The organism is Rathayibacter sp. AC451, assembly GCF_979253095.1.
In genome coordinates this window covers 1,304,523-1,329,965 of record NZ_CEEDBD010000001.1, presented here as the reverse complement: position 1 = coordinate 1,329,965, position 25,443 = coordinate 1,304,523, and the positions used below count along the sequence as shown (strand labels likewise).

The following is a 25,443-nucleotide window of genomic DNA, read 5'->3' as shown; positions in this document are numbered from 1 at the left end:
CGACCGCATCACCGGCTCTCCTGTCACTGCACCACTCCACCATCGCACCGCGCTGAGGCGCAGTCGTCCTTCCCTCGCACCTGCGCCTCTCGGCGCAGTCCCTCGACGAACCCCGGAGGTTCCCGTGTCCGACATCGAAGACCAGATCACCGCCAACATCGAGAAGTCCCGCTCCGAGATCGCGCACCCGTCGCTCCCGAACGGCAGCAACCTCTACGGCTCGACGAAGGTGTTCCCCGACTACCAGGCCGAGCCCGGCCAGTCGTACTTCACCCTCGTGCACGGCATCGCGCACGAGTCCTCCGTCAGCTTCGTCGCGATCCTGCAGGCGACCCGCGCGGCACGGAAGGGCTTCGAGTCGGCGGTCTACTTCTACGGCCCGGGCACCATCAACGCCATGGCGACCCGCGGCTTCCCGACGGTCGGCGACTCCGGCTTCCCCGGCGAGCAGAACATCAACAACGCGCTGAAGACCTTCATCGAGGAGGGCAACCGCGTCTTCGTCTGCCGCTTCGGCATGGCGCTGCACGGACTCCGCGAGGAGGACCTGATCGAGGGCACGATCCCGTGCCACCCGCTCGACGTGCAGGACGCCCTCATCCACTACGCCCGCAAGGGCGCCATCATCAACTCCACCTACAACCTCTAGGCGCTCGCCATGACGATCGTGGGATCCGTCGCGGCCAACTTCACCCGCGACCTCGACCAGAACTACGCGCTCATCCAGGCGCTCGTGGAGGAGGCGAGGGAGAAGCGGGTCGAGTTCCTCGCACTGCCCGAGGCCGCGATCGGCGGCTACCTCTCCTCGCTCGGCAACCACGGCGACACGATCCGCACCACCACGCGGTCGATGCCGCCGGCGATCTCGCTGGACGGGCCGGAGCTGCGCCGCGTGCGTGAGATCGCGGGCGACCTCCTCGTCGCGATCGGCTTCTGCGAGCTCGACGAGGACGGCGAGACCCGCTACAACGCGGCGGCGCTGCTGGACGGCGGGCAGATCTACGGCAGCTACCGCAAGGTGCACCAGCCGCTGGGCGAGCACCTGTCGTACTCGCCGGGGCCGGGCTATGCCGTGCACGACACCCCGGTCGGCCGGGTGGGACTGCAGATCTGCTACGACAAGGCCTTCCCGGAGGCGGCGCGCTCGATGGCGCTGGACGGCGCCGAGATCATCGCCTCGCTCTCGGCCTGGCCCGCCGCGCGCACCGCGACCGCCGAGAACCTGCAGGAGGACCGCTGGACCTACCGGTTCAACCAGTTCGACATCGCCCGGGCTCTCGACAACCAGGTGTTCTGGATGGCGTCGAACCAGTCGGGCACCTTCGGATCGCTGCGCTACGTCGGCAACGCGAAGATCGTCGATCCGGGCGGCAACATCCTCGCGACGACGCTGCTGGGCTCCGGGATGGCGGTGGCCGAGATCGACGTGCAGGGCACGTTCGAGGCGATGCGCGGAGGCATGTTCCACCTGCGTGACCGCCGCCCCGACGCGTACGACATCGACCGGGTCTGGAGCGGAGGGCTCGTCCATGCCTGAGATGACCTTCTCCGTCCGCTGGCCCGACGGTGTCGAGGAGCGCTGCTACTCGCCGAGCCTGGTGATGCACGACTTCCTCGCCGCGGGCGAGAGCTACCCGCTCCAGGAGTTCGTCGGCCGCTCGAGCGAGGCGCTGCGCATCGCGAGCGACCGCGTGCGAGCGAAGTTCGGCTTCGCCTGCACCTCCGCGATGCAGCAGGAGGCGGACATCGTCGCCGCGGCCGCCCGCTTCGACGGCGGGCACGTCCGCGTGCTGGCCATGGATCCGCCGGCGGTGCCGTCGTGACCGCGCTCGAGAACGGCCGGCACGTCGAGGTCGCGGTGATCGGAGCGGGCCAGGCCGGTCTCTCGATCAGCCGCCTCCTCACCGACGACGGAGTGGACCACCTCGTGATCGAGCGCGACACGATCGCGCACGACTGGCTCGACCGGCGCTGGCGGAACTTCACCCTGGTCACCCCGAACTGGCAGTGCCGGCTGCCCGGGTACCCGTACGACGGCGACGACCCCGACGGCTTCATGACGCGCGACGAGGTGCACGCGTGGGTCCGCCGCTACGCCGAGTCCTTCGACGCGCCGGTCGCCGAGGGCACCGAGGTGCTGCGGATGCGCGAGCAGGAGGGCGGCGGGTTCGAGGTCGTCACCTCGCGCGGGACGATCACCGCCGACCGCGTCGTCGTGGCGACGGGCGGCTACCACCGGCCCGTGCTGCCGGCCGTGGCGCAGCGCCTCCCCGACTCCGTCGTGCAGCTGCACTCGGCCGACTACCGCTCGGCCGCGGACCTCCCGGACGGCGGCGTGCTCGTCGTCGGATCGGGTCAGTCCGGCGCGCAGATCGCGGAGGACCTCTTCCTCGAGGGCCGCGAGGTGCACCTGGCGCTGGGCACGGCTCCGCGGGTCGCCCGCTTCTACCGCGGGCGCGACTGCGTCGCCTGGCTCTCGGACATGGGCGTCTACGACGTGCCCGTGCACGCGCAGGTCGGCGGGCTCTCGAAGCGGGAGTCGACGAACCACTACGTCACGGGGCGCGACGGCGGGCGCGACATCGATCTGCGCGCCTTCGCCCGCGACGGCATGCGGCTCTACGGCCGGCTGCAGAAGGTCGACGGCGGTGTGCTGCGCTTCGCCCCGACGGCGGAGGCGTCGCTGGACTACGCGGACTCGGTGGCGGAGTCGATCAAGAACGACATCGACGCGTACATCGAGCGCTCGGGAGTGCAGGCCCCTGCGGAGGCGCGGTACTCGCCCGTCTGGCGCCCGGAGCGCGAGATCGAGGAGGTCGATCTCGCCGCGGCCGGGATCACGAGCGTGATCTGGGCGGTCGGCTTCCGCTCCGACTACTCCTGGGTGCAGGTCGGGGCCTTCGACGGCTCGGGCCACCCGACGCACCGACGCGGAGCCACGGCCGTCCCCGGCCTGTACTTCCTCGGCCTGCCGTGGCTGCACACCTGGGGCTCCGGCCGGTTCGAGGCCGTCGCGCGGGATGCGGAGCACCTCGTCGGGCTGCTGCGTGCGGACGCTCCGTCGCCCCGGTTCGCGGGCGCCGCGGTACGGTGACGCCGACCGGCCGCGAGCGCGGGGCCGGGAGGCGGGAGTGGGGACCATGACGACGATCACGATGGCCGCGGTGGCGGCGCACTTCGGCCGCGATCTCGAGCGCACGCTCGTGAAGCTGCCCGGGATCATCGGCGGCGCCCGCGAGAGGGGGTCGACCTGCTCGTGCTGCCCGACGCGACGCTCGGCGGCTACCTGCTCGACCTGCACCACCCGGGACCGGACGACCTGCCGCAGGCCGTCGAGGTGGACGGGCCCGAGGTGGCCGCCGTCGCTCGGATGGCGGGCGACACGACGGTGTGCTTCGGCATCGCCGAGCGGGCGCTCGAGCGCGGCGAGGTGCGCCGCTACAACACGGCCGTCTGCGTGCAGGGCGGAGTCGTCGTCGGCACGCACCGCAAGGTCCATCTGCCGCTGGGGGAGTCGGAGGTCTACGCGGCCGGAGATCGTTTCGGCTCGTTCGACAGCCCGGTCGGGAGGATCGGCATGATGATCGACTTCGACAAGACGTTCCCGGAGTCGGCGCGCTCGCTGGCACTGGATGGCGCCGAGATCCTCTGCTGCCTGAGCGCCTGGCCCGCGAGCGTCACCGACCGCTCCGACCGCATCCGCAACGACCGCCAGGCGCACCTGTTCGACCTCTACGACTGCGCGCGGGCGGCCGAGAACCAGGTGTACCTCGTGTCCTCGAACCAGACCGGGGTGCTGGGCGGGCTGCGCTTCCTCGGCCAGGCCAAGGTCGTCGATCCGGCGGGGGAGATCGTCGCGAAGACCTGGGCCAAGGGCGGGCTCGCGAGCGCGTCCGACGATGTGTCGGCCGCGGTGGCGCGCGCCCGCCGCAGCATGGACCACCTCCGCGACCGCGCGGAGCACAGCTACCACCCGGCCGTGCGCCTCGCGCCGGGACTCGACTAGAGGGAGCCCGCCCGTGCGGATCGCGCTGCTGACCTACTCCACCCGGCCGCGCGGCGGAGTGGTGCACACCCTCGCCCTGGCCGAGGCGCTCGCCGGCCGGGGTCACGAGATGACGGTGTGGACGCTCGGGCGCGGCGGCGACGAGGCCTTCTTCCGACCCGTCGATCCGGCGGTGCGGGTGCGGGTCGTGCCGTTCGCGGCCCGCGACGACGAGAGCGTCGGCGACCGCATCGTCCGCTCCCTCGCCGCGATGGCCGCGGCGCTGGGCGGGCAGGCCGACGTGGTGCACGCGCAGGACTGCATCTCGGCGAACGCGGCGCTCGACGCGCACTTCGCGGGGCCGGGCGGACTGCTGCGCACCGTGCACCACCTCGACGAGTTCACGACTCCGGCGCTCGTCGCGTGCCACGAGCGCGCCCTGATCGGACCGTCGGCGCTGCTCTGCGTCTCGCAGGCGGTCGCCGACGACGTGGCTCTGGGGTGGGGGCGGCGGGCGGAGGTGATCCCGAACGGAGTGGACGCGGCGCGGTTCGCGGCGGCGTCCGGGAGCGACGCGGCGCTGGCGTGGCGCGCCCGGCTCGGCCCGTACATGCTCGCCCTCGGCGGCATCGAGCCGCGCAAGGGCAGCATCGACCTGCTCGAGGCGCACGCCGGCCTGGCTCCGGGCACGGCGCTCGTGTTCGGCGGGGGAGAGACGCTCTTCGACTACCGGCCCTACCGCGAGGAGTTCGAGCGGCGGGCCCGCGAGCTCGGGGTCGCACCCGTCGTGCTGGGCACGCTGGCGGAGGAGCACGTCGCGCCGCTCGTCGCCGGTGCGTCGGTGCTCGGCTTCGTCTCGACCAAGGAGGGCTTCGGCCTCGCGGCGATGGAGGCACTTGCCGCAGGGGTGCCGGTCGTCGCCCGCGATCTGCCGGTCCTGCGCGAGGTGTTCGGGGACGCGGTGGCTTACGGGGCGGACGTCGAGGGGATCCGGGCCGCACTCGCCGCGGCGCTCGACGGGTCGGCACCGCGCGACGGTCGGGCGCTGGCGTTCTCCCACGACTGGCGCGATGTCGCCGCTCGGCACGAGGACCTCTACCGCCGGCACCTGGACCTCTGATGCGCCGCTCCTTCTCGCGCTGCCTGACGGCGCTCGCCGACGCGGAGCCGGAGCGGATCGTGGTGATCGCGGACGACCGCACCCTCACCGCGGGCGAGCTCGAGGCCGAGAGCACACGGCTCGCCCGGTCCTACCTCGCGCGGGGAGTGGCGCACGACTCGCTCGTGGCCGTCTCGCTCCCGAACACGGCCGAGTTCGTCGTGGTCTGCGCGGCGGTCTGGAAGGCGGGCGCGACTCCGCTGCCCCTGTCGCGGGACCTCTCGCCGCGCGAGCGGGCGGAGATCGCCGAGCTCGCGCGCCCGGCGCTGACCGTCGGCTTCGCGCTCGACGGAGTGCCGTCGGTGCCGGCCGGGTACCGCGCGGACCCGGCGCTGCCCGATGCGCCGCTGCCGGACGCCGCCGCGTCCTCGTGGAAGGCGCCCGCCTCCTCCGGCAGCACCGGCCGCCCCAAGATCGTGCTCGCCACCGCACCCGCCGTCATGGACCCCACGCAGCCGGTCGCCGCGTTCCTGCCCCGGGAGGGGGTGCAGCTGGTCACGGGGCCGCTCAGCCACTCCGCGACGTTCACCTACGCCTTCCGCGGGCTGCTGACGGGTCAGCGGCTCGTGATCCTGCCGCGCTTCGACGAGCGCAGGGTGCTCGCCGCGATCCAGGAGCACCGGGTCACCTGGGCGCTGCTGGTGCCCACGACGATCCACCGGCTGCTGCGGTGGCCGGGGCACCGCGACGCCGACGTGTCCTCGCTCGAGACGGTGCTGCACCTGGGCTCGCCCTGCCCGCCGGCGGACAAGCGCGGGCTGATCGACTGGCTGGGCGACCGGACGGTGGTCGAGGTGTACGCGGGCAGCGAGTCGAACGGGTTGACGATGATCCGCGGTGACGAGTGGCTCGAGCGGCCCGGCAGCGTCGGCCGGCCGATCGGCGGAACGGAGGTGCGCATCCTCGATGCGCACGGTGCGCCGGTGCCGGTGGGGCGGCCGGGTGCGATCTGGATGCGGCGCGGCGCGGATCCGGCGTACCGCTACCTCGGCGGGGAGTCGCGGCGGAGCGACGACGGCTGGGACACGCTCGGCGACCTCGGATCGCTCGACGCCGACGGCTGGCTGACCGTGCTCGACCGTGCCGACGACCTGGTGCTCCGCGGCGGGGTGAGCATCCACCCGGCCGAGATCGAGCGGGTGCTGGAGGAGCACCCGGACGTGCGCGGCGCCGTCGCGTTCGGCGTGCCGGACGAGGACCTGGGGCAGGCGGTGGAGGCGGTGGTGGACATCGCCCAGGCGGACGTGGGGGCGGAGGAGCTGCTCGCGTTCGCGCGGGAGCGGCTGGGGCGCGCACGGACGCCGCGGGCCCTGCGGCTGCAGCGGGAGCCGGTGCGCAGCGACGCGGGGAAGGTGAACCGGCGGCGGCTGGCCGAGGGGTGAGCGCGCTCCTCCAGAAGTCGCGGTATCGGCGCGCGCTCACCGCAACTTCTGGAGGAGGAGCGGAAGCGAAGAAGGGGAGGAGCAGCCAGAAGAAGGAGAAGGGCGGGGCAGCCCGGACCGTCAGGCGCGCGGGCAGTGCAGCTGCGTGCGCTCGCCCGAGCGGTCGATCTCGTGCAGCGCCATCGGGCGGCCGCAGAGCGGGCAGACCGGGTCCGCGGGGGCGACGTAGGGCTCCTCCGGACGGCCGATGCCGACGTGGGCGGGCCCGGTGAAGGAGTAGATCGCGCGGTTGATCCGGTTGTAAAGCCCCGGCTTGCCGTCGAACGGGTTCATCGGGTTCGGCGTCCGCTCGCGACGGTCCTCGTTCTTCCTTCGTGCCATAACCATTAGTATACGAACTAATCGCGGCAGGAGCCAGGAGTCGCGGGCCAGGAGTCACGGGATTCTGCTGTCGAGCGGTCGGCATCCGGGTGGCAGACTGACCGGATGAGTGCAGCCGTGCCGGCGACGTCCGGCTTCGAGCGCGCGAGTCGTCGGGTCGACGACGCGATCTCCTTCTACACGGACGCCTACCGCGGTTCGCGGTTCCGGGCGGAGCCGCTGCCCGACTCCTTCTTCTTCCGCTACACGGCGCTGGGCGACGAGCGGGTGAGCATCCGGACCTCGGAGTTCCGCGGCTCGGTCCGCGGCGAGATCGCTCCGGAGGGCGAGTACGTCGTCTCGTGGCTGCACGCGGGCCGCGGAGTGATGGACGTCGGCCGGGACGAGACTCCGCTGCAGCGCGCCCGCCCCGCCGTGTTCCCCACCGGGCGCCCGTTCGAGTTCGACTTCGGCGAGTACGACCAGCGGCTCGTCCACGTGGACGCGGAGTTCCTCGAGGAGCTCGCCGCGGAGTCGACGGGGACCGACGTGGCCCCGCTCGTCTTCGACCACCACGCGGTGCCCCACCCCGCGGCGGTCGGCGAGTGGTGGAGCGCGGTGAACGACCTCTCGGGTCTGCTCGGCGGCACGGCCACCGTCCTGCAGCTGGCCGAGGCCGATCGGGGCGTGGCGCTGCGCCTCCTCGCCGCGTTCCCGCACCGGCCGGTGCGCATGCCGACCGAGATCCTCCGACCGCGGAACGCGCACCTCCTGCGTGCCGCCGAGTTCGTCCACGCCTTCGCCTCGTCGCCGATCTCGCTCGCCGACATCGCCACCGCGGCGGCGCTCACCCCGCGGGCGCTGCAGCTCGCGTTCCGACGGCACTTCGGGCTCACCCCGCTGGGCTACCTCCGCGACGTGCGGCTCGACCGCGCGCGCGACGAGCTGCTCCGAGCGGAGCCGTCCCGCACGACCATCTCCGCGGTGGCGGCGCGGTGGGGATTCCTGAACGCGGGGCGCTTCGCCGGTGCCTACGCGCAGCGGTTCGGCGAGTACCCGCTCGAGACGCTGCGACGGGGGCGCTGAGAGCTCGGCAACCCCGAGCCGGTGCTCAGGGTCCGCCGAGCCAGTGGTCGATGCGGTGGTGGTCCGGCGTGAACCCGTGGTCGACTCCCCAGAGCACGGCCTGCGTGCGGCTGGTCGCCCCGATCTTGCCGTAGACGCTGCGGATGTAGGACTTCACCGTGTTGGGGCTGAGGTAGGTGAGCGCGGCGACGTCGGCGTTGCTCTTGCCCTGGGTGATGAGCGCCAGGATCTCGGACTCGCGGTCGGTGATGCCCTCGTGCCGTCCCGGCCAGTCGAGTCCGGGCGCCGCTCCGGCCCGCTGCGGAGGATCGCTGACGACCACCTCACCGGCCGCGACCCGCTCGAGAGCGGTCACGAGATCGCGCGCGGGCAGGGTCTTCGAGAGGTAGCCGTGCACACCCTGCTCGAGCGCGTCGGCGACGAGCGTCGGAGCGAAGTTCCAGGTGTAGACGACGACGTGGCGGGCTCGCGGGTTGCGCACCAGGCCGGCGATCTCGTCGTGGTCCGACTCCGGCTGCGCGAACGAGTCGTACAGCACGATGTCGATGGAGTCGGACAGGGTCGCGTTCGCGTCGATCTCGGCGACGAGCACGCGGTGCCGGTAGTGGTCGAACATGTGGGCGAGGCCGGTGAGGACCACGTCGTAGTCGTCGACGAGCGCGACGGTGAGGGGCGCGGTCCGGGACATGGCTCGGACGCTACCGCACGGTGCTGAGCGGAGACCACACCCCCAGGGGTGTACCGGTAGAGCCCTGCGGGTGGGACTGTTGCCTCAGGCCCCGCGACTGCAGGGCTCCCACGCGGACCCGGTCCGCAGAACGGAAGGTGACCATCGTGATCGGTCTCATCATCAGCATCATCGTCGTCGGTCTCATCGCCGGAGCGCTGGCGCGACTGGTCGTCCCCGGACGCCAGAACATCAGCATCCTGATGACCATCGTGCTCGGCATCGTCGGCTCGTTCGTCGGCGGGTTCCTCGGGTTCCTGATCTTCGGTCAGGACGCGGGCGACGGCTTCCTCCAGCCGGCCGGCATCATCGGCTCGATCATCGGGGCGATCATCGTCCTGCTGGTCTACACCCGCTTCGCCGGACGCTCGGGCTCGCGCCGCTGAGCATCCGACGCCGTTCCTGATCGCGGAGGTTTCGGACCGGGCCGGACGGGGAAGGGGAGGAGTGCACCTTCCCCGGATCCGGCCCGCCGGTTCCGCAGCACCGAGAGGAACACCCCGTGGTCGCCATCGCCCCCCTCCGAGAGCGTTTCGACGGAGTCGAGAGGATCGCCGTGCTGCGCGGCGGCGGTCTCGGCGACCTGCTGTTCGCGCTGCCCGCCGTGGATGCGCTGGCCGCCGCCTACCCCGACGCCTCGATCACCCTGCTCGGCACCCCCGCGCACAAGGTCCTGCTCGAGGGCGGAGTGTCGCCCGTGGCGGACGTCGAGGTCCTCCCCGTCGCCCAGGGCGTCCGGGACGGCGAGGGCGAGGATCCGCGGGTCGTCGAGGACTTCACCGCCCGGATGCGCGCGCGCTCCTTCGACCTCGCCGTGCAGCTGCACGGCGGCGGTCGCTACTCCAACCCGTTCCTCTCGCGGCTCGGCGCCCGGCACACCGTCGGCTGCCGCACGCCCGACGCCGCCGAGCTGGAGCGCACGATCCCCTACGTCTACTACCAGCACGAGATGCTGCGCGCACTCGAGGTCGTCGGCCTCGCGGGCGCCGGGGCCGTGCGGCTCGAGCCCGAGCTCCACGTCGACGTCGAGCGGCGCGACCGGCTCGCCGCGACCCTGGGCGGAGACGGCCCGCTCGTGCTGATCCACCCGGGGGCGACGGATCCGCGCCGCCGCTGGCCCTCCGAGTCGTTCGCCGCGGTGGCCCGGGCCCTGCTCGAGGACGGAGCGCGCGTGCTCGTCGTCGGAGACGACTCCGATGTGCCCGCGGCCGACGCGATCGTCGCAGCCGCCCCCGGTGCCGAGTCGTGGGCCGGGCGCGTGGAGCTGCGCGACCTCGCTCCGCTGCTCTCGCTCGCCGATCTGGTGCTGGGCAACGACAGCGGGCCGCGCCACCTCGCGGCGGCGGTCGGCGCTCCCACCGTCGGCGTCTTCTGGGTGGGCAACGCCATCAACGCGGCACCGCTGGGTCGCCAGCGCCACCGCGTGCAGCTGAGCTGGACGACGGCCTGCCCCGTCTGCGGTCGCGACAGCACCCAGGTCGGCTGGACGGCTCCGCGCTGCGAGCACGACCCGTCCTTCGTCTCGGACGTGCGGATCGAGGCCGTGCTGGAGGACGTGCGCGAGGTCCTCGCCGCCACCCGGTGAGACGCGAGATGCCACTCCGGGACGCCCGCGACGGCGTGTCGCGGACCGGAGTGGCATCTCGCGGTGACCCCCTAGGGGATCAGAAGGCTCACGGCCAGGACGGCTCCTCCTCGTGCGTGATGACGAGCTCGCGCACCTCGCAGCCCTGCGGCTGACCGAGGACGAACATGACGGCGTTCGCCACGTTCTCGGGCTCGTTGAGCAGGGCGTCGGGGCCCGGCTTGTACTGCGCGTCGCGGTCGTCGAAGAAGCGCGTCTTCATGCCGGACGGGATGAGCGTCGTGACGCCGATCTCGCCCTTGGTCTCGGCGGCGAGGGCGCGGGTGAAGCCGAGGACGCCGAACTTCGACGCGCAGTACGCGGTCGCGTCCGAGACGGCCTTGATCGCGAGCGACGAGGCGACGGTGACGACGCGGCCGTGCGTCTCGGTGAGGAACGGCAGCGCCGCCCGGACCACCGCGGCGGTGCCGAGGAGGTTGACCGAGATGACGCGCTCCCACTCCTCCGGGTCGACGTCGACGAGGCGGCCGCACCGGTCGATGCCGGCGGCGGTGACGACGGCGTCGAGTCCGCCGTGCTCGCGGGCGATCTCGACGACGGCCTTCTCGGCCTCGCGGGTCTTCGCGACGTCCACCTGGTAGGCGGCGACGCCCTCCGTCACGGTCGAGACGTCGCGGTCGAGCACGATCGGGGTGCCGCCCGCGGCGGTGACGGCGGCCGCGACGGCGGCGCCGAGGCCCGAGGCGCCTCCGGTGATCAGGACGCGGCCGATGGGGGTGGGGGTGAGACTCATGATGTCCTTCTGGGTGACGGTGCGACGGGTCGCGGAGGGCTCGCCGTCGCGGGGCGGGAGTGGTGAGGTCAGCCGACGCGGGCGAGTGCCGCGGCGAGGTGGGTGGTCGATCGGCCCGGGTGGTACGGCACGGTGAGCACGCGCCCGCCCCACTCGGCGACGGTCGCGGTCTCGGGCAGGGACTCGGCGGAGTAGTCGCCGCCCTTCACCCAGACGTCGGGGCGGATGCGGCGCAGCGCCTCGTCGGGGGTGTCCTCGCCGAAGACGAGCACCGCGTCGACGCACTCGAGGTGCGAGCAGCAGGTCGACCCGGTCGTCCTCGGGGATGATCGGGCGCGACGCCCCCTTGAGGCGGCGGACCGAGTCGTCCGAGTTGAGGCAGACGATCAAGCAGTCGCCCAGCGCCCGTGCGGCCGAGAGCGTGCGGGCGTGGCCCGCGTGCAGCAGGTCGAAGCAGCCGCCGGTCGCGACGACCGTGCCGCCGGCGCCGCGGACGGCCTCGGCGACGCGCAGCGCGTCGACTCCGGCGCTGTGCAGCACGGCGGTGTCGGTCGGAGCGGCGAGCGAGGCGACGCCTCCCGCGAGGAGGTAGGCGCCCGCGTCCGCGACGGCGTCGCTCACGGCCTGGGAGGGCGTCGCTCCGCCCGCGAGGGCCACGGCGGCCGACGCGGCGAAGCGGTCGCCCGCTCCGCACGGATCGGTCGGCGGCACGGAGGCGGCCGGGACCACCACGGGCACACCGGCGCCGCGCGAGCGCACCAGAGCCCCGCTGCCGCCCATGGTCACCGCGACGGCGCCGCAGCCCCAGCGCTCGAGCAGGGTGGTGGCGGCCGTCTCGGCGAGGGTGACGCCGCGTCCGCTCGCGCCCGAGAACCCGGTCGCCTCGGCGAGGTTCGGAGTCGCGAGCGTCGTGCCCGCGACGGGAGCGGTGCCGCGCGGGTGCGGATCCCACACCAGGGGGACCGCGAGTGCGTCGAGAGCCGCGCGGAGCGACTTGTCCTCGGTCAGGCGGCGGCCGTAGTCGGCGACGACGACGGCGTCCGCGCCCTGGAGCGCCTCGAGCATGCCGTCGGTGACGGTGGGGACCGGCGGGCGCTCGCAGCCGCGGTCGAACCGCACGACGGCCTGGCCGGAAGCGGCCACGCGGGTCTTGACGGGCGTCGGCGCTCCGGACGGGCCCGCGACCAGGCGGATCCCGTCGAGGGCCCCGCGCAGCTCGGCCACGTCGGCGTCGGAGTCGTCGGCCAGGGCCGTCACGAGGGTGACGTCGTGCCCGTCGCGGGCGAGCATCCGCGCCACGAGTCCGGCACCGCCGGCGCGCACGCCGCGCGTCGAGACGTCGACGACGGGCACCGGCGCGTCGGGGCTCAGCCGCTCGGCCGGCCCCGAGAGGTCGACGTCGAGCATCACGTCGCCGACGACGGCGATCCGCAGGCGCGCGCTCACGCGGAGGCTCCCGTGCGGACGCGGATGCGGTGCTCGAAGGCCCGGCAGAGCGCGTGCACGAGCACGAGCTGCGCCTCCTGCACGTTCGCGCCGTGTCCCTCGAGCGCGATCGCCTCGTCGCACGCGTCGGTCAGCGGGTTGGGCCCGTCGCCGGTCAGCGCCCAGGTGCGGGCGCCCGCCGCGCGGGCGGCCTCGGCCGCGTGGAGCAGGTTGGCGCTGCGTCCGCTGGTCGAGAGCAGCACGACGACGTCGCCGCTGCGCGCGTGGGCCGTGACCTGGCGCGCGAAGACGTGGTCGAATCCGTAGTCGTTCCCGATCGCTGTCAGGCTCGAGGTCTCGGCGTGCAGCGAGATCGCCGAGAAGGGGATCCGGTCGCCGTCGAAGCGGCCGACCAGCTCGGCCGTCAGATGCTGGGCCTCGGCCGCCGAGCCGCCGTTGCCGGCCGCGAGCAGCCGCGCGCCCGAGTGCAGGCGGTCGGCGAGCTCGACGCCCCAGGCGACGATCTGGTCGGAGTGCCGCTCCAGCTGCGCGACGACGTCGAGCGAGCGGGCGATGTGGTCGTCGACGATCCGCCGGGCGGCGTCCGTCGGGGTGTCCAGCACGGTGTCGATGCTCATCGTCGGGGGGCCGCCTTCCGGGTCTTCGAGGAGTGGGAGGTGCGGGGGGCGCCGGTCAGGACGGCCTCCCCGTCGCCGAGTCCGGCGAGAGTGGTGCGGTAGGCGCGCTCGGTGTCCGCGGCGACGCGGTCCCAGGAGTAGCGCGACTCGACGCGCTCGCGGCCGGCGGCGCCGTACGCGCGGGCGCGCTCGGGGTCGGCGATCAGAGCGGCGAGGGCGGCGGCCAGGGCGGCCGGATCGCGCGGCGGCACGTGCACCCCGGTCACGTCCTCGACGACCGTGTCGATGAGCCCGCCGACGGAGGACGCCACGACCGGTCGGCCGCACGCCATCGCCTCCAGCGGCACGATGCCGAACGGCTCGTACCACGGCGCGCAGACGACGATGTCGGCCGAGCGGAGCATCGCCGGCATCTCGGTCTGCGACAGCTGCCCCACGAGGTGGACGCGGTCGGCGACTCCGAGGCCCTCCGCCACGCCGTGCAGGCGCTGGTACTCGGGATCGGCCGCGAGGGCGTCGCCCGAGCCGGAGCCGCCGACGATGACGAGCTCCGCGTCGTGGCCGTCCTGCACCAGACGCGCGAGCGCCTCGATCGCGTGGCCCATGCCCTTGCGGGGCACGAGCCGCCCGATGCTCATGAGCCGGATCGGGCGGGTCTTCTCGGCGACGGGGCCGTCGGGGGAGAAGCGCTCCAGGTCCACTCCGCACGGCACGACCGAGATGCTGCTCGTCGGCACGCCGAGCCCCTTGAGCTCGAAGGCCTCGTCGGAGCAGGTCGCCACGATGCCGTCCGCCTTCTGGCCAACCCTCGGCTCCAGCCAGGCGCGCTCCTCGGGGCTCGTGTCCTGCGCGCCCTGCTGGCGGCGCTTGACGACTCCGAGTGCGTGGAAGGTGTGGAAGACGGGCACGCGGCGGCCCGTCGCGCGCTCCACGCGCTCGGACGCGTCGAGCGCGGCGACCCCGGACATCCAGAAGTGGCTGTGCACGAGATCCGGGCGCGAGTCGAGCCAGTCGTTCGCGAGGTCGACGGCGAAGTCGCCCATGAAGGGGAGCAGCTCGTCCTTGGACACCTTGGCGGCCGGCCCGGCGTCGATGTGCACGACCTCGACCCCTGAGGTGAAGGGGACGCGCCGGGGGGAGGGAGGGGTCGTCGCGCCGGGTGTAGACGGTCACGCGGTGACCGCGGCGGGCGAGCGCGTCGGCGAGGGCGGCGACGTGCACGTTCTGGCCGCCCGCATCGACGCCGCCGAGCGTCGCCAGCGGGCTGGCGTGCTCGGAGACCATCGCGATCGCGAGCGGTCGGGTGGTGGTGGTGTGCGTCATCGGGTGCTCCTCCTCGGATCCCTGCGGCGGTGAGCGTCCGGCCGGTGCGGCGCGGACGATCGGAGAGGACCTCGTCCCAGTCCCGGTGGAACCGGGCGAGTCCGTAGCGCTCGAGGACGCTCTCGCGGGCGATCGCCCCGGCGGCGGCGGCCCGGCCCGGATCCTCGATCAGCTCGCGGGCGGCGGTGGCCAGTGCGTCGAGGTCGTTCGAGACGGCACCGGCGCCCGCCGGGACCGCGCGGCCCGCCTCGGTCGTCTCGAGCGCGACGACCGGCATGCCCAGGTGCATCGCCTCGAGGAGCGCCAGGCCGAGCGAGGTCCAGCGGAAGGGGTGCAGGTAGACGCGGCGGCGGGCGAGCTGCGCGTGCATCTCGCTCGTGCGCACGTCGCCGAGCACGTCGAGCCGGCCCTCCGGGAAACCGGGCAGCTCGGTCAGGCCCTCGGTCTTCATCCCGAAAACGTCCAGCGGGGCGACCTCGGCGAAGCGGGACAGCAGATCGGTGCCGGTGACGCGGTTGCGGCGCACCGGCTCGTTGACCACGACGCCGAAGTGCGCGAGCTCGCCCGTGTAGAGGGGCCCCGGGTCGTGGATCCCGTGCTCGATCACCGTGGTGGACGTCGAGCCCGTGTCCCACATCAGCGCGTTGAAGTGCGTGACGTGCACCAGGAGGAGGTCGTCGCGGTCGGCGAGCGGGTGCCGGCTGGTCGGAGCGTCCCCGCGCGGGGTGTTGTGCTCGACGTACACGGCGGGTACGTCGAGGCCGAGGCGCCGGCCGAGCAGCCGCTCGGCCTCGGCGAGCTCCTCGGGACGCTGCAGCACGACGACGTCGACGTCGGCGTCGCGCAGGTCCTCGGGTGCGATCTCGATCGCGTTCGGCCAGTCGCGTCCGCCGGTGCCCAGGCCCCAGCCGTCGCGGGCGTCCGTGGTGGGGAGCAGGTACTCGTGGTCGCCGCGGACGAACGCGTCCGCCCAGCCGCCGTGCACGTGCCAGAGGAGGATCCTCATGCCATCGCCTCCGTCGTGGTCGTGGTGGAGCGCCCGAGGGCGCGGAGTCGCAGGACGGCGGCGACCGCCTCCTCGGCGCTCACCCCCGCCAGACAGGGGTGGCCGGGCACCGGGCAGACCCGGGCGCGGGAGCCGGCGCATGCGGCGCCCTGATCGCCGAGGAGCTCCACGGGCACGCCGTAGGGCGCCCAGCGGATCGCGGGGACGACGGGCGAGAAGAGGCTGACGACCGGAGTGCCGACGGCGGCGGCGAGGTGCGCCGGGCCGGTGTTGCCGCTGACGACGACCTCGGCGCGGGCGAGCACCTCGGCGGCGCCGGCGAAGTCGGTCGCGCCGCCCAGATCGATGCCGCGGGTGCCGGCCACTTCGGCCGTGAGCGCGCGCTCGCCGGGTCCTCCCGTGACCGCGACGGCGACGCCCGCGTCGGCGAGGAGCTCGACGGCTCGCGCCGCGTTCGCCGCGGGCCAGGCGCGCGCGGGCACCGCCGCTCCGGGGTGCACGACGACGTAGGGGCCGACGCCCTCGAGCGCGGCGGGCAGGACGCCCTCGTGGCGCACGCGCAGCCGTCCGTCGTCGCCCTCGGGCAGCACGAAGCCGGCCGCCGCCGCGATGGCGAGCGCGCGCTCCGGCTCGGGCTGGTCCTCCTCGAGGGTCTCGCCCGGCACGAGCCGCACGTCGAGCAGGGCGCCGGCGAAGTCGACGGAGGCGCCGCTGATCCGCTCGACGCCCGCCAGGCGCAGCAGCAGCGCGAGCGGCAGCGGGGACTGGTGGAAGGAGGTGAGGATCACGGCCTCGTCGGGGGCGAACTCCTCGACGATCGCGTTCAGCTCCTCCACCAGCGCGCCGTCGACCGGTCGCGACGCGTCGCCGATCCACGGGCACCACCAGGTGCGGACGCTCGTCGGGCCGGGCAGCAGCGCCGCGGCGGGCGCCCCCTGGGGGCCTGCGAGCAGCAGCACCTCGGCGTCGGCGGCGATCGCGCGGACGGCGGGGCCGCAGAGGAGCACGTCGCCCGCGCTGTCCAGGCGGGCGACGAGGACGCGGCGGGTCATGCCGTGTCCCCCTCGTCGGGCTGCATGGCCAGGAGTAGCTCGACGGCCTCGAGGAGTGTGTCGGCACGCAGCGTCGCGGCCGCCACCTCCTCGGTCCGGGTGATCGGGGTCGGGACCAGCACGCCGCGCGCGCCGGCGTTCGCGGCGGCGCCCACATCGGCGCCGATGTCGCCGATGACGGCGAGGGAGTCGGCCGGCAGCCCGAGGGCCTCGGCGGCGCCGAGCACCATGCCGGGAGCGGGCTTGCGGCAGTCGCAGCCGTCCTCGGGGCCGTGCGGGCAGAGCATCCAGACGTCGAAGCCGCCGAAGAGCTCGTCGACCCGGCGGTTGACGGCCTCGGCCTGGCCGCGGTCGATGATGCCGCGGGCGATGCCGGACTGGTTGGTGACCACTCCGATCGCCAGGCCCGCCTCGCGCGCGCGCTCGACGGCGTCGAGGGCGGTGGGCATCGGCTCGACCCGCGCGGGGTCGCCGTTGTAGGGCACGTCGACGACCAGAGTGGCGTCGCGGTCGAAGAGGATCCCGCGCAGTCGCGGGGTCCGCTCGAGCTCGGCGGTGCCGCGCTGCTCGTTCGGGTGCATCGGGTCGGTCACACCGTTCTCGTACCCTGCTTCTCCTCCTCGTAAACGGTGCCGAGGAGAAGTGGTGCCGCTCGGGCGCGTCGGGATCGGGGCCCGCGCGTCTGAGCGTCCGGGGACGGGGTACGGGACGTCCGACAGGAAGGAGGCGCCGTGCGCGCTCTCACCGAACCGGACGGCACCCCGGAGGTCCTCGCGCTCCGCGCGCTCAAGCTCGGCGACATCCTCGTGGCGGTGCCGGCGCTCAAGGCGCTGCGCCGCGGCTTCCCCGAGCACCGCCTGATCCTCGCCACCACGCCCTGGCTCGAGCCGATCGTCGACCTGATCGACGGGCTGGACGCCCTGGTGCCCACTCTGCACGGTCTCGACGATCCACTGCCGATGGCCGCCGGCCGCGTCGAGCTCGGCGTCAACCTGCACGGCAACGGTCCGGAGTCGCGGCTGCGCCTCGCCGAGATCGAGCCGGAGCGGACGCTCGAGTTCCGCGTGCCGGCGCTGGATCCCGACGCGAGCCACGACGACCCGCGCCCGCTCTGGATCGACGGCGAGCTCGAGCGCGCCCGCTGGGCCCGCCTGGTGAACTCGATCGGCCTCGACGCCGACCCCGAGGACGTCGGCATCGCCGTCCCGGACGCCGCGCCCCGCGTCGACGGCGCGGCCGTCGTGCACATCGGCGCCTTCTACGGCTCCCGCGAGTGGCCCGAGGAGCGCTTCGCCGCGGTCGCCCGCTCGCTCGCCGGCCAGGGGCACCGCGTCGTCTACACCGGAGGAGCGAACGAGGCCGATCGCGCCCGCCGCGTCGCCGAGCTCGCCGGCACCGGGGAGGTGCTGGCCGGGGAGGTCGACCTGGTCGAGTTCGCCGCCGTGGTGGCGGCCGCCGAGACCCTGGTCACCGTCGACACCGGAGCCGCGCACCTGGCGTCGGCGTACGGCATCCCGTCGGTCGTGATCTTCGGACCGGCGCCGCCCGAGGCCTGGGGCCCGCCCGTGAGCGGCCCGCACATCGTGCTCACCGACGCGTCGCTCCGCAAGGGCGACGTCTTCTCCTCCGAGCCTGACCCGGCGCTGCTGGCCGTGCAGACCGAGGACGTCCTGGACGCCCTCGCCTCGCTGCCCTCGCGTGCCGAGGCCCACCTCAGGCGGACCGCAGGCGCGGCGCCTGCCGGACGGGCGTGACGGTGGCGACCCGGGCGCGGGGCGAGCGCGGCTGATGCTGGCGCGAGGGGGCGCCCAGCCGGTCGGCGAGCTGCGCGAGGATCCGCCGCTGCAGGCGCGAGACCTGCATCTGCGTCGTCCCGAGCGCGTCCGCGATCTGCTGCTGGGTCATCTCCTCGACGAAGCGCATCCGGAGCAGCTCCCGCTGCCCGTCCTCGAGCTCCGCGAGGGCGGACGCGAGGCCGTGGCGGCGGTCGATGGCCGCGAGGTTCTCGTCGTCGCCGCCGAGGGTCTCGCCGAGCCGCACCCCGCCGTCGCCCGTGCCGACGGTCTCGTCCAGCGAGAGCGGGTGGCTCGCCGAGCGGGCGTCGGCGACCTCCGCGGCATCGACTCCGAGGCGCAGAGCGATCTCGTGATCGGACGGGTGGCGCCCGAGCTCCTGGGACAGCTCGTCGGCGACGAGGCCGGAGCGGCGGTGCAGCTCCTGCACGCTGCGCGGCGGCCGCACCATCCAGCCGAGGTCGCGGAGGTGGCGCTTGAGCTCGCCGGTGATCGTGGGCACCGCGAAGGCGGCGAAGCTGTCGCCGCGCTCCGGAGCGAAGCGGCGGGCGGCCTTGACGAGCCCGACGTACGCGACCTGGCGGAGGTCCGCCCAGTCGCCGCCGGCGCCGCCGCCTCGGGAGACGCGCCGGGCCATCGCCTCGGCCAGGCCCAGGTGGTCCAGCACGATGCGCTCGCGGATGCGGTCCCCTTCAGCACCGTCGGCGTCGGCGGCCTCGCGGAAGAGCGAGAGCGTGCGAGCGTCCTTCTCCTCGCGGGCCGGATCCATCGCGGTGGCGCGAGACGTGGCGACGTCGAGATCGGTCGTGCTCATCCGAATCCCCTTTCCGGGCGTGCTGGTGCGAGGTCCGGGGCATGGCGGATGCGGTGCGCTCCTCATCGAGCGGCCCCGGAGAAGCGCTCTGCACAGAGCACCACTGCTCCTCGGAGAAGGCGAGTCCGTTGACGCGGAGCACTGCTTCGCGATAAAGGGCGTGGGAGCGCGGTCATCCGGCCGATCCGCGGACCATCCCGTCCGTGCTCGGGGCCGGCGGGCCTCGGAACCGGCGTCAGGACGGAGTGCGCACCTCCGGGACGCCCCTTGTCCAGCCCGACGGCACGGCGCCCGCCGCGGCTAGAATCGCGGGCGTATGTCTGAGCTCACCCCGCCCTCCGATCGCGCCGCAGCGGCGCACCCGTTCACGACCGCGACCGGGAGCGACGTGCGCGTCCGCTTCTGCCCGTCCCCGACCGGGACGCCGCACGTCGGCCTCATCCGCACCGCCCTGTTCAACTGGGCGTACGCGCGTCACACGGGGGGCACGTTCGTCTTCCGCATCGAGGACACCGACGCGGCCCGCGACAGCGAGGAGAGCTACGAGCAGATCGTCGACGCGCTGCGCTGGCTGAAGCTCGACTGGGACGAGGGCGTCGGAGTGGGCGGGCCGCACAGTCCGTACCGTCAGTCCGAGCGCACCGACGTCTACCTCGACGTGATCCAGCGCCTGCTCGCCTCGGGCCACCTCTACGAGAGCTACTCCACCGCCGAGGAGATCGACGCCCGCAACGAGGCCGCGGGCCGCGCCAAGCAGCACGGCTACGACAACTTCGACCGCGGTCTCACCGAGGAGCAGCGCGCCGCGTTCCGCGCCGAGGGCCGCAGCCCCGCGCTGCGTCTGCGGGTCCCCGACGCCGACCTCTCCTTCGACGACCTGGTCCGCGGCGAGATCACCTTCCCGGCCGGCTCCTTCAGCGACTTCGTCGTCGTGCGCCCCAACGGCCAGCCGCTCTACACGCTGGTGAACCCGGTCGACGACGCGATCATGCAGATCACGCACGTGCTCCGCGGCGAGGACATCCTGCCCTCCACCGCCCGCCAGATCGCGCTGTACCACGCGCTGATCGACATCGGAGTGACCACCTTCGTGCCGCGCTTCGGGCACCTCCCGTACGTGATGGGCGAGGGCAACAAGAAGCTCTCGAAGCGCGACCCGTCCTCGAATCTCTTCCACCACCGCGACCGCGGCTTCATCCCCGAGGGCCTGGTGAACTACCTGGCCCTGCTCGGCTGGTCGCTGACCCACGACCGCGACGTCTTCTCGATCGACGAGATGATCGCCGCGTTCGACGTCGCCGATGTGAACCCCAACCCCGCGCGCTTCGACCTCAAGAAGGCCGAGTCGATCAACGGCGACCACATCCGCCTGCTCGCGGTCGACGACTTCACCGAGCGCACCGTGCCGTACCTGATCGCCGCGGGCGTGCTCGAGGGCGAGCCGACTCCTGCGCAGCGCGCGGTGCTCGACGCCGCCGCGCCGCTGGTCCAGGAGCGCATCGGCCTGCTCGGCGAGGCACCCGGCATGCTGGGCTTCCTCTTCACCACGGCCGACGCGCTGACCTACGACGAGGACGCGCTCAAGGGCCTCCCGGCGAACGCGGGCGACGTGCTCGCCGCCTCGATCGAGGCGCTGTCCGCGGTGCCGGAGGGGGAGTGGCTGACCGCCTCGATCCAGGCCGCGCTCGCCTCGGCCCTGATCGAGGGCCTCGGGCTCAAGCCCCGCATCGCCTACGGACCGCTGCGCACCGCGATCTCGGGTCGCCGCGTCTCGCCCCCGCTGTTCGAGTCGATGGAGATCCTCGGCAGGGCGGAGTCGCTCGCGCGCCTCTCGCGCCTCGCCGACCGCACCTCCGCCTCCTCCGGACCGGTCTGAGCATGGCCGAGGCGGTGGGAGGTCAGTACGACGTCGTCGTGATCGGCGCGGGTCCGGCCGGTCTGTCGGCCGCGCTGAATCTGGCGCGCGCCCGCCGCAGCGTGCTGCTGCTCGACAGCAACCGTCCGCGGAACGCCGCGACGCTGCACTCGCACGGCTTCCTCACGCGCGACGGAGTCTCTCCGCTCGAGCTGCGTCGTCTGGGCCGCGAGGAGGTCGAGAGCTACGAGGCCGCCGAGGTGCACAACGCCCTGGTGACCTCGGTCGAGCGCTCCGGAGGCGAGTTCCTCGTCTCCGCGCGCGGCGTGCGCGGCGCAGCGGACCGCGCCGTCGTGGCCACGGCCGTGGTCGTCGCCGCGGGCCTCAGCGAGAAGCTGCCCCGCCTGCCCAGCCTCCGCGCCTACTACGGCACCGCGGTGCACAGCTGCATGGAGTGCGACGGCTACGAGAAGGCGGGGGAGCCGCTCGCCCTGATCGGCGAGACGTCCGATCTCGCCGAGCGCGCCATGCTGCTCTCGCAGTGGAGCACGGATCTGGTCGTCTTCACCAACGGCATCGGAGTCGTCAGCGACGCCGACGAGTCCCTGCTCGGCTCGATCGGCATCCGCGTCGAGCGCCGCCCGGTCGCCGACCTCGCGGGCGAGCGCGCGGAGATGACCGGCGTGCTGCTGGAGGACGGCGACGTGATCCCGCGCACCGGCGCCTTCGTCCGCCCGATCTGGGTCCCCGTCCTCCGAGTACCTCGAGGCCGCCGGCCCCGAGACCGATCGCGACGGGTTCCTCCTCGTCGATGCAGGCGGACGCACGTCGGTCCCCGGCCTCTACGCCGCCGGCGAGGTCACCGCCCCCGGCCCGCAGCAGCTGATCGTGGCCGCCGGCTCCGGAGCGCAGGTCGCCTCGGCCGTCAACCGCGACCTCGTGCGCGCCCGCCTGGGCGAGGCCGCCCCCGAGTCCGAGGCCCACGCGATCCACGAGGCCGGCGTCGATTTGAGCGGCGTGCGCCCGTAGGGTAGTGTTCTTCCTCGGCGCCGGAAGTTCTTCCGGTCGCCGCCTGGCCTCCTCCCTCACCTGTGGATGGCCATTGGGGTATGGTGTAATTGGCAACACGGCTGATTCTGGTTCAGTTGTTCTTGGTTCGAGTCCAGGTACCCCAGCAGTTCTCCGGCTCCGCTTCAGCGTGAGCGTCTCCGTCCGGCCCTTGTCGAAGGGCTTTCTCGGCGTGCGATCCGCGTCAACGCCGTTGTTCCGCGTTCGCCGCGCGGCCGCTGCCGCTCGATCCCGCAGTCCGCTCGACGCGAAGCGGGCTCGTCCGTGCGAGCAGGCCCCGGCACGCGCCCACTCGGCGCGGTCGGCCCCCTCCAGTGGACGCGGAACGGGCTCGACGGTTTGTCCGAGCCCCGATCCCGGGCGATTCGCTGCGGGGCGGATGCGCCGCTCCAAGCACGCGGAACCCGATCCGTCCAGACCGTTCGGCTTCTGCGCAGCGCGAATACGCTGGCGCCATGAGGGCTGAGCGCGCGCGGAGGCTCGGAGTCGCGCGGAGGCTTGGAGCCGTGGGCGTCGCCCTCGCCGCGCTGCTTCTGCTCGCCGGCTGTTCCGGCGACTCCTTCCGCGCCGACTTCGCGCGGACCTTCGGCAGCGACGAGGCGGTCGCCGATCTCGAGCTCTCGACGGTCGACAACATGCCCTTCACCGGCGGAGTGAGCGCCGAGGTGGTGGCGCGCGAGGACCTCGACGACGCCGGCCTGGAGGCGCTGGCCGGTCGTCTGAGCGCGTTCGCCTCCGAGCGCCCGGTGGGCGACGTGCGGGTCGTGCTCGACGCGGAAGGGCTCAGCCTCCCCGTCTCGGGCGACGCGGATCTCACCGCCGGGAGGATCGCGGCGGCACTCGAGCTGCGGGACGACGCGCGGGTGTCGTCCGTCGCTCTGACCGCGGACGACAGCGACGATCGCGTGAGCGGGATGAGCCTCCTCCTCTCCGGGACGGCGACGGCGGAGGACGTCTTCGCGTTCGCCCGGGACGCCCCCGATCTCCTCCCGGACGCCGCGTCCGTGCACGTCAGCGTGCAGAGCTCCGATCGGTCAGCGCTCGTCAGCGGCGACCCGGGCGAGTGGATCGACGCTGCCGAGGGCACGTGGTCCGCGGTCTCGGCGGCGGTGCCCGCGACAGGATTCCGGGCCGCGCCCGAGCGGCTCGAGGTGACGCTGGCCGACGAGGCCGACCTCGCCGACGCGGAGTCGGCGGCCGCGTCGACCGGCGGCCCCGCGGTCGCCTTCTCGAGTCCGCTGGTCGCGCTCGGCGACGGCGGCACCGGAGTCGCGGCCCGCGCCGTGCTCGCCGCTCTCGCCCCTGAGATCCTCCTCGACGTCCGCTCGGTCTGGACGGACGACGACCGCCTCCGACTGGCCGTCGACTCGCCCGACCGTGCCGCGGCCGTCGCGGAGGCGGTGTCCGCGGCTGCCGGGTCCGCCGATTTCACCACCCTCACCATCACCGTCGGCGAGGGCCCGGCTCTCGAGATCAGCGCCGCTCCTCGCTCCTTCGGCGGCGCGGTGGCCGGGGCCTCGGCGCTGCTCGCGACTCCGGGCGTCACCGCGGTGTCCAGCTCGGATCGTTCGGTGACGGTGACGGCCTCGAGGGACGACAACGACCTCGAGCGACTGCTCTCTCCGGCCCGGAGCCTCGCTCCCGAGAGCGCCCGCGTCTGCGTGCAGCGCCCCGACGGCACCGGCGTCTGCGACACCTCCTCCGAGTGACGGCGCCGAGTCGTGGTCGCTCCGCGCCGCGGCCTGCCGTCCTCCGCTCCGCCTCGAGCCGACGCATGACACGATGAACCCGTACATCGCTCAGAGGCACGTCTCCGGCGTGTCCCGAGAAGGGGGAATCTCGTCCATGCAATCCGACCTGCTCTGGATCGTCATCGCGGGGGTCGTCGCCGGCGCCCTGCTGCTGCTGGCACTCATCGGCTTCTTCATCTTCCGCGCCTGGTACCAGGTGCCCCAGGCCGACGAGGCGATCGTGATCGTCGGCAAGAAGCAGAAGGGCGATGACGGGCTGACGTCCAACATGACCGTCATCACCGGCGGCGGCGCGTTCGTCAACAAGCTGACCCAGCGGTCGGACCGCATCTCGCTGCGGTCGCGGCAGATCAAGATGGAGCCGGTCGCGCAGACCAAGAACGGGGTGACGATCCACCTCGCCGGCGTCGCGCTCGTGAAGATCGGCTCCACGGCCGACCAGGTACGCGCCGCGGCCGAGCGCTTCGCGTCGCAGGACCAGTCGATCGACGTCTTCACGACCGAGCAGCTGGAGGGCGCCCTCCGCGGTGTCGTCGCGAAGCTGAGCGTCGAGGAGGTCATGCAGGACCGGCAGAAGCTCGGTGACGAGATCGCCGAGGGCATCAAGGGCGACCTGCTCGCGCAGGGCCTCGTCCTCGACTCGTTCGCGATCCAGGGGGTCACCGACCGCAACGGCTACATCGAGGCCCTCGGCGCCCAGGAGATCGAGCGCGTCCGTCGCGAGGCCGACGTCGCCCGGATCAACGCGGCGCGCGAGGTCAAGGCCCGCCAGCTCGCCACCGACGAGGCGAACCTGATCGAGCAGACCGCCTACGACAAGAACACCGCCGCGGCGAAGTCCGAGGTCGGCCGGGCGAACGCCGAGGCCGAGCAGGCCGAGAACCTGGCCCGCGCCGAGCGCGAGCAGGCCGTCCTCGTGCAGCGCGCCGAGAACCGCCAGGCCGAGCTCGACGCCGACGTCAAGCGCGTCGCGGACGCCGAGAAGTACCGCCGGCAGACCGAGGCCGACGCCGACGCCTACGGCCGCGCCAAGAAGGCCGAGACAGACCGCCAGGTCGCGCAGCAGGTGTCCGACGCCGAGGCGTACGCCGTTCAGCGCCAGGCGGAGGCCCGCCAGGCGTCCGCCGCGGCGGAGGCCGCAGCCGTGAGTGCTCGCGCCGAGGCCGAGGCGCACGCCCTGCGGGCCAAGGCCGGCGCCGAGGCCGAGGCCCTGCGCGCGAACGCGACCGCCGAGGCGGAGGCGATCCGCGCCAAGGGCGAGGCGAGCGCGGCGGCCATCGCGGCCGAAGCGGAGGCGCTCCGCGAGAACCAGGAGGCGATCCTGGGACGCGAGCTCATCGGGCAGCTGCCCTCGCTCATGTCCGAGTTCGCCAAGGGCTACCAGAACGTCGGCACCGTCACGCTGATCGGCGGCGACACCGCCGGCACGCACATCGCCCGCGAGCAGGCGGCGAGCCTCGCCGCGACCTTCGACAGCGTCAAGTCGGCTACCGGAGTCGACCTGGGGGCGATCCTCCAGGGCCAGGCATTCGGCCGCGGAGTCGGCGCGGCCGCTCAGGGGGCGGGCCAGTCGGACCCGACCGCGGTGCCCTCGACGAGCTGAGCCCAGCCGTCAGGCCGTTCGACCCGGTGCCCGGATGG

General features: G+C 73.6%; 23 protein-coding genes, 1 tRNA gene and 3 pseudogenes. 17 read left to right on the top strand and 10 right to left on the bottom strand.

From position 1 onward, the window contains the following. Window positions 1-124 precede the first annotated feature (124 nt). From AC0CID_RS06355 to AC0CID_RS06325, 7 genes are all read left to right on the top strand, one after another. Entirely contained in the window at window positions 125-649 is a 525-nt protein-coding gene (locus tag AC0CID_RS06355; protein WP_056867650.1) for an MSMEG_0572/Sll0783 family nitrogen starvation response protein, read from the top strand. Window positions 650-658: 9 nt separating this feature from the next. After that, window positions 659-1,537, top strand: coding sequence for a carbon-nitrogen hydrolase family protein (locus tag AC0CID_RS06350; RefSeq protein ID WP_207404713.1), 879 nt, complete (start codon window positions 659-661; stop codon window positions 1,535-1,537). Continuing rightward, a complete protein-coding gene (locus tag AC0CID_RS06345; protein ID WP_465226147.1) occupies window positions 1,530-1,823 on the top strand; it encodes an MSMEG_0570 family nitrogen starvation response protein in 294 nt (97 codons plus the stop codon). Before AC0CID_RS06350 ends, AC0CID_RS06345 begins: the two co-directional genes overlap by 8 nt. Next, a complete protein-coding gene (locus AC0CID_RS06340; protein ID WP_465226146.1) occupies window positions 1,820-3,094 on the top strand; it encodes an MSMEG_0569 family flavin-dependent oxidoreductase in 1,275 nt (424 codons plus the stop codon). Before AC0CID_RS06345 ends, AC0CID_RS06340 begins: the two co-directional genes overlap by 4 nt. 162 nt (window positions 3,095-3,256) lie before the next feature. Further along, window positions 3,257-4,006, top strand: a complete 750-nt coding sequence (locus tag AC0CID_RS06335; RefSeq protein ID WP_465226145.1) for a carbon-nitrogen hydrolase family protein — start codon at window positions 3,257-3,259, stop codon at window positions 4,004-4,006. Window positions 4,007-4,019: 13 nt separating this feature from the next. Then, the gene (locus AC0CID_RS06330; RefSeq protein ID WP_465226144.1) at window positions 4,020-5,105 is read left to right on the top strand and encodes an MSMEG_0565 family glycosyltransferase; all 1,086 of its coding nucleotides are present in this window, start codon (window positions 4,020-4,022) and stop codon (window positions 5,103-5,105) included. Then, on the top strand, window positions 5,105-6,526 hold the full coding sequence (locus AC0CID_RS06325; protein WP_465226143.1) for an AMP-binding protein: 1,422 nt from the start codon (window positions 5,105-5,107) through the stop codon (window positions 6,524-6,526). The genes AC0CID_RS06330 and AC0CID_RS06325 overlap by 1 nt, the downstream gene beginning before the upstream one ends. A 120-nt stretch (window positions 6,527-6,646) precedes the next feature. On the opposite strand, the gene AC0CID_RS06320 is transcribed toward AC0CID_RS06325, so the two are convergent. After that, complete coding sequence (locus AC0CID_RS06320; protein WP_465226142.1) at window positions 6,647-6,907, bottom strand: hypothetical protein; 261 nt, start codon at window positions 6,905-6,907, stop codon at window positions 6,647-6,649. 105 nt (window positions 6,908-7,012) lie between these two features. Between AC0CID_RS06320 and AC0CID_RS06315 the strand changes: the two genes are divergently transcribed. Beyond that, window positions 7,013-7,972 carry a helix-turn-helix transcriptional regulator gene (locus AC0CID_RS06315; RefSeq protein ID WP_465226140.1) on the top strand — a complete coding sequence of 320 codons (960 nt, stop codon included), beginning with the start codon at window positions 7,013-7,015 and terminating at the stop codon, window positions 7,970-7,972. Between the two features lie 25 nt (window positions 7,973-7,997). Here AC0CID_RS06315 and AC0CID_RS06310 read toward each other — a convergent pair whose 3' ends face one another. Then, a complete protein-coding gene (locus AC0CID_RS06310) occupies window positions 7,998-8,660 on the bottom strand; it encodes a response regulator transcription factor (protein ID WP_251947217.1) in 663 nt (220 codons plus the stop codon). A 146-nt stretch (window positions 8,661-8,806) separates the two neighbouring features. Between AC0CID_RS06310 and AC0CID_RS06305 the strand changes: the two genes are divergently transcribed. Together AC0CID_RS06305 and AC0CID_RS06300 are read left to right on the top strand one after the other, a co-directional pair. Further along, complete coding sequence (locus AC0CID_RS06305; protein ID WP_207404727.1) at window positions 8,807-9,085, top strand: GlsB/YeaQ/YmgE family stress response membrane protein; 279 nt, start codon at window positions 8,807-8,809, stop codon at window positions 9,083-9,085. 116 nt (window positions 9,086-9,201) lie between these two features. Next, window positions 9,202-10,284: a glycosyltransferase family 9 protein gene (locus AC0CID_RS06300; RefSeq protein WP_465226139.1), complete on the top strand. Its 1,083-nt coding sequence runs from the start codon at window positions 9,202-9,204 to the stop codon at window positions 10,282-10,284. A gap of 88 nt (window positions 10,285-10,372) precedes the next feature. On the opposite strand, the gene AC0CID_RS06295 is transcribed toward AC0CID_RS06300, so the two are convergent. The 4 genes and pseudogenes from AC0CID_RS06295 to AC0CID_RS06280 all read right to left on the bottom strand — a co-directional run bounded on the left by AC0CID_RS06295 (window position 10,373) and on the right by AC0CID_RS06280 (window position 14,400). Next, the gene (locus AC0CID_RS06295) at window positions 10,373-11,077 is read right to left on the bottom strand and encodes an SDR family oxidoreductase (protein ID WP_465226138.1); all 705 of its coding nucleotides are present in this window, start codon (window positions 11,075-11,077) and stop codon (window positions 10,373-10,375) included. Between the two features lie 68 nt (window positions 11,078-11,145). Beyond that, window positions 11,146-12,511, bottom strand: a pseudogene (locus AC0CID_RS06290) (PfkB family carbohydrate kinase). An 8-nt stretch (window positions 12,512-12,519) separates the two neighbouring features. Further along, window positions 12,520-13,140, bottom strand: a complete 621-nt coding sequence (locus AC0CID_RS06285; protein ID WP_465228059.1) for a D-sedoheptulose-7-phosphate isomerase — start codon at window positions 13,138-13,140, stop codon at window positions 12,520-12,522. Next, window positions 13,137-14,400 (bottom strand): annotated as a pseudogene (locus AC0CID_RS06280) (glycosyltransferase). The gene AC0CID_RS06285 and the pseudogene AC0CID_RS06280 overlap by 4 nt, the downstream one beginning before the upstream one ends. Between AC0CID_RS06280 and AC0CID_RS06275 the strand changes: the two are divergent. Beyond that, window positions 14,317-14,496 carry a hypothetical protein gene (locus tag AC0CID_RS06275; protein WP_465228143.1) on the top strand — a complete coding sequence of 60 codons (180 nt, stop codon included), beginning with the start codon at window positions 14,317-14,319 and terminating at the stop codon, window positions 14,494-14,496. The pseudogene AC0CID_RS06280 and the gene AC0CID_RS06275 sit on opposite strands and share 84 nt — an antisense overlap. 10 nt (window positions 14,497-14,506) lie before the next feature. Here the strand turns inward: AC0CID_RS06275 and AC0CID_RS06270 are convergent. The 3 genes and pseudogenes from AC0CID_RS06270 to AC0CID_RS06260 all read right to left on the bottom strand — a co-directional run. Further along, window positions 14,507-15,469: pseudogene (locus AC0CID_RS06270) on the bottom strand (glycosyltransferase); the annotation flags it as partial. Then, window positions 15,466-16,521 carry a glycosyltransferase family 9 protein gene (locus AC0CID_RS06265; protein ID WP_465226137.1) on the bottom strand — a complete coding sequence of 352 codons (1,056 nt, stop codon included), beginning with the start codon at window positions 16,519-16,521 and terminating at the stop codon, window positions 15,466-15,468. The gene AC0CID_RS06265 and the pseudogene AC0CID_RS06270, both read right to left, overlap by 4 nt. Then, window positions 16,518-17,114: an HAD-IIIA family hydrolase gene (locus AC0CID_RS06260; RefSeq protein WP_465226136.1), complete on the bottom strand. Its 597-nt coding sequence runs from the start codon at window positions 17,112-17,114 to the stop codon at window positions 16,518-16,520. Before AC0CID_RS06260 ends, AC0CID_RS06265 begins: the two co-directional genes overlap by 4 nt. Window positions 17,115-17,252: 138 nt before the next feature. On the opposite strand from AC0CID_RS06260, the gene AC0CID_RS06255 reads away from it, so the two are divergent. Beyond that, on the top strand, window positions 17,253-18,275 hold the full coding sequence (locus AC0CID_RS06255) for a glycosyltransferase family 9 protein (RefSeq protein WP_465226135.1): 1,023 nt from the start codon (window positions 17,253-17,255) through the stop codon (window positions 18,273-18,275). On the opposite strand, the gene AC0CID_RS06250 is transcribed toward AC0CID_RS06255, so the two are convergent. After that, window positions 18,235-19,128 (bottom strand): sigma-70 family RNA polymerase sigma factor, encoded by an 894-nt coding sequence (locus tag AC0CID_RS06250; protein ID WP_465226134.1) that lies wholly within the window; start codon window positions 19,126-19,128, stop codon window positions 18,235-18,237. The genes AC0CID_RS06255 and AC0CID_RS06250 overlap by 41 nt on opposite strands. Before the next feature lie 316 nt (window positions 19,129-19,444). Between AC0CID_RS06250 and gltX the strand changes: the two genes are divergently transcribed. The 5 genes from gltX (at window position 19,445) to AC0CID_RS06225 (ending at window position 25,405) form a co-directional block, all read left to right on the top strand. After that, window positions 19,445-21,004 (top strand): glutamate--tRNA ligase, encoded by a 1,560-nt coding sequence (gene gltX / locus AC0CID_RS06245; protein WP_465226133.1) that lies wholly within the window; start codon window positions 19,445-19,447, stop codon window positions 21,002-21,004. 2 nt (window positions 21,005-21,006) lie between these two features. Beyond that, complete coding sequence (locus AC0CID_RS06240) at window positions 21,007-22,017, top strand: NAD(P)/FAD-dependent oxidoreductase (protein ID WP_465226132.1); 1,011 nt, start codon at window positions 21,007-21,009, stop codon at window positions 22,015-22,017. 69 nt (window positions 22,018-22,086) lie between these two features. Further along, window positions 22,087-22,158 (top strand) — tRNA-Gln (locus AC0CID_RS06235). A 348-nt stretch (window positions 22,159-22,506) separates the two neighbouring features. Then, the gene (locus tag AC0CID_RS06230) at window positions 22,507-23,760 is read left to right on the top strand and encodes a hypothetical protein (protein ID WP_465226131.1); all 1,254 of its coding nucleotides are present in this window, start codon (window positions 22,507-22,509) and stop codon (window positions 23,758-23,760) included. A 136-nt stretch (window positions 23,761-23,896) separates the two neighbouring features. Then, window positions 23,897-25,405 carry an SPFH domain-containing protein gene (locus AC0CID_RS06225; RefSeq protein WP_465226130.1) on the top strand — a complete coding sequence of 503 codons (1,509 nt, stop codon included), beginning with the start codon at window positions 23,897-23,899 and terminating at the stop codon, window positions 25,403-25,405. Window positions 25,406-25,443: the final 38 nt, after the last annotated feature.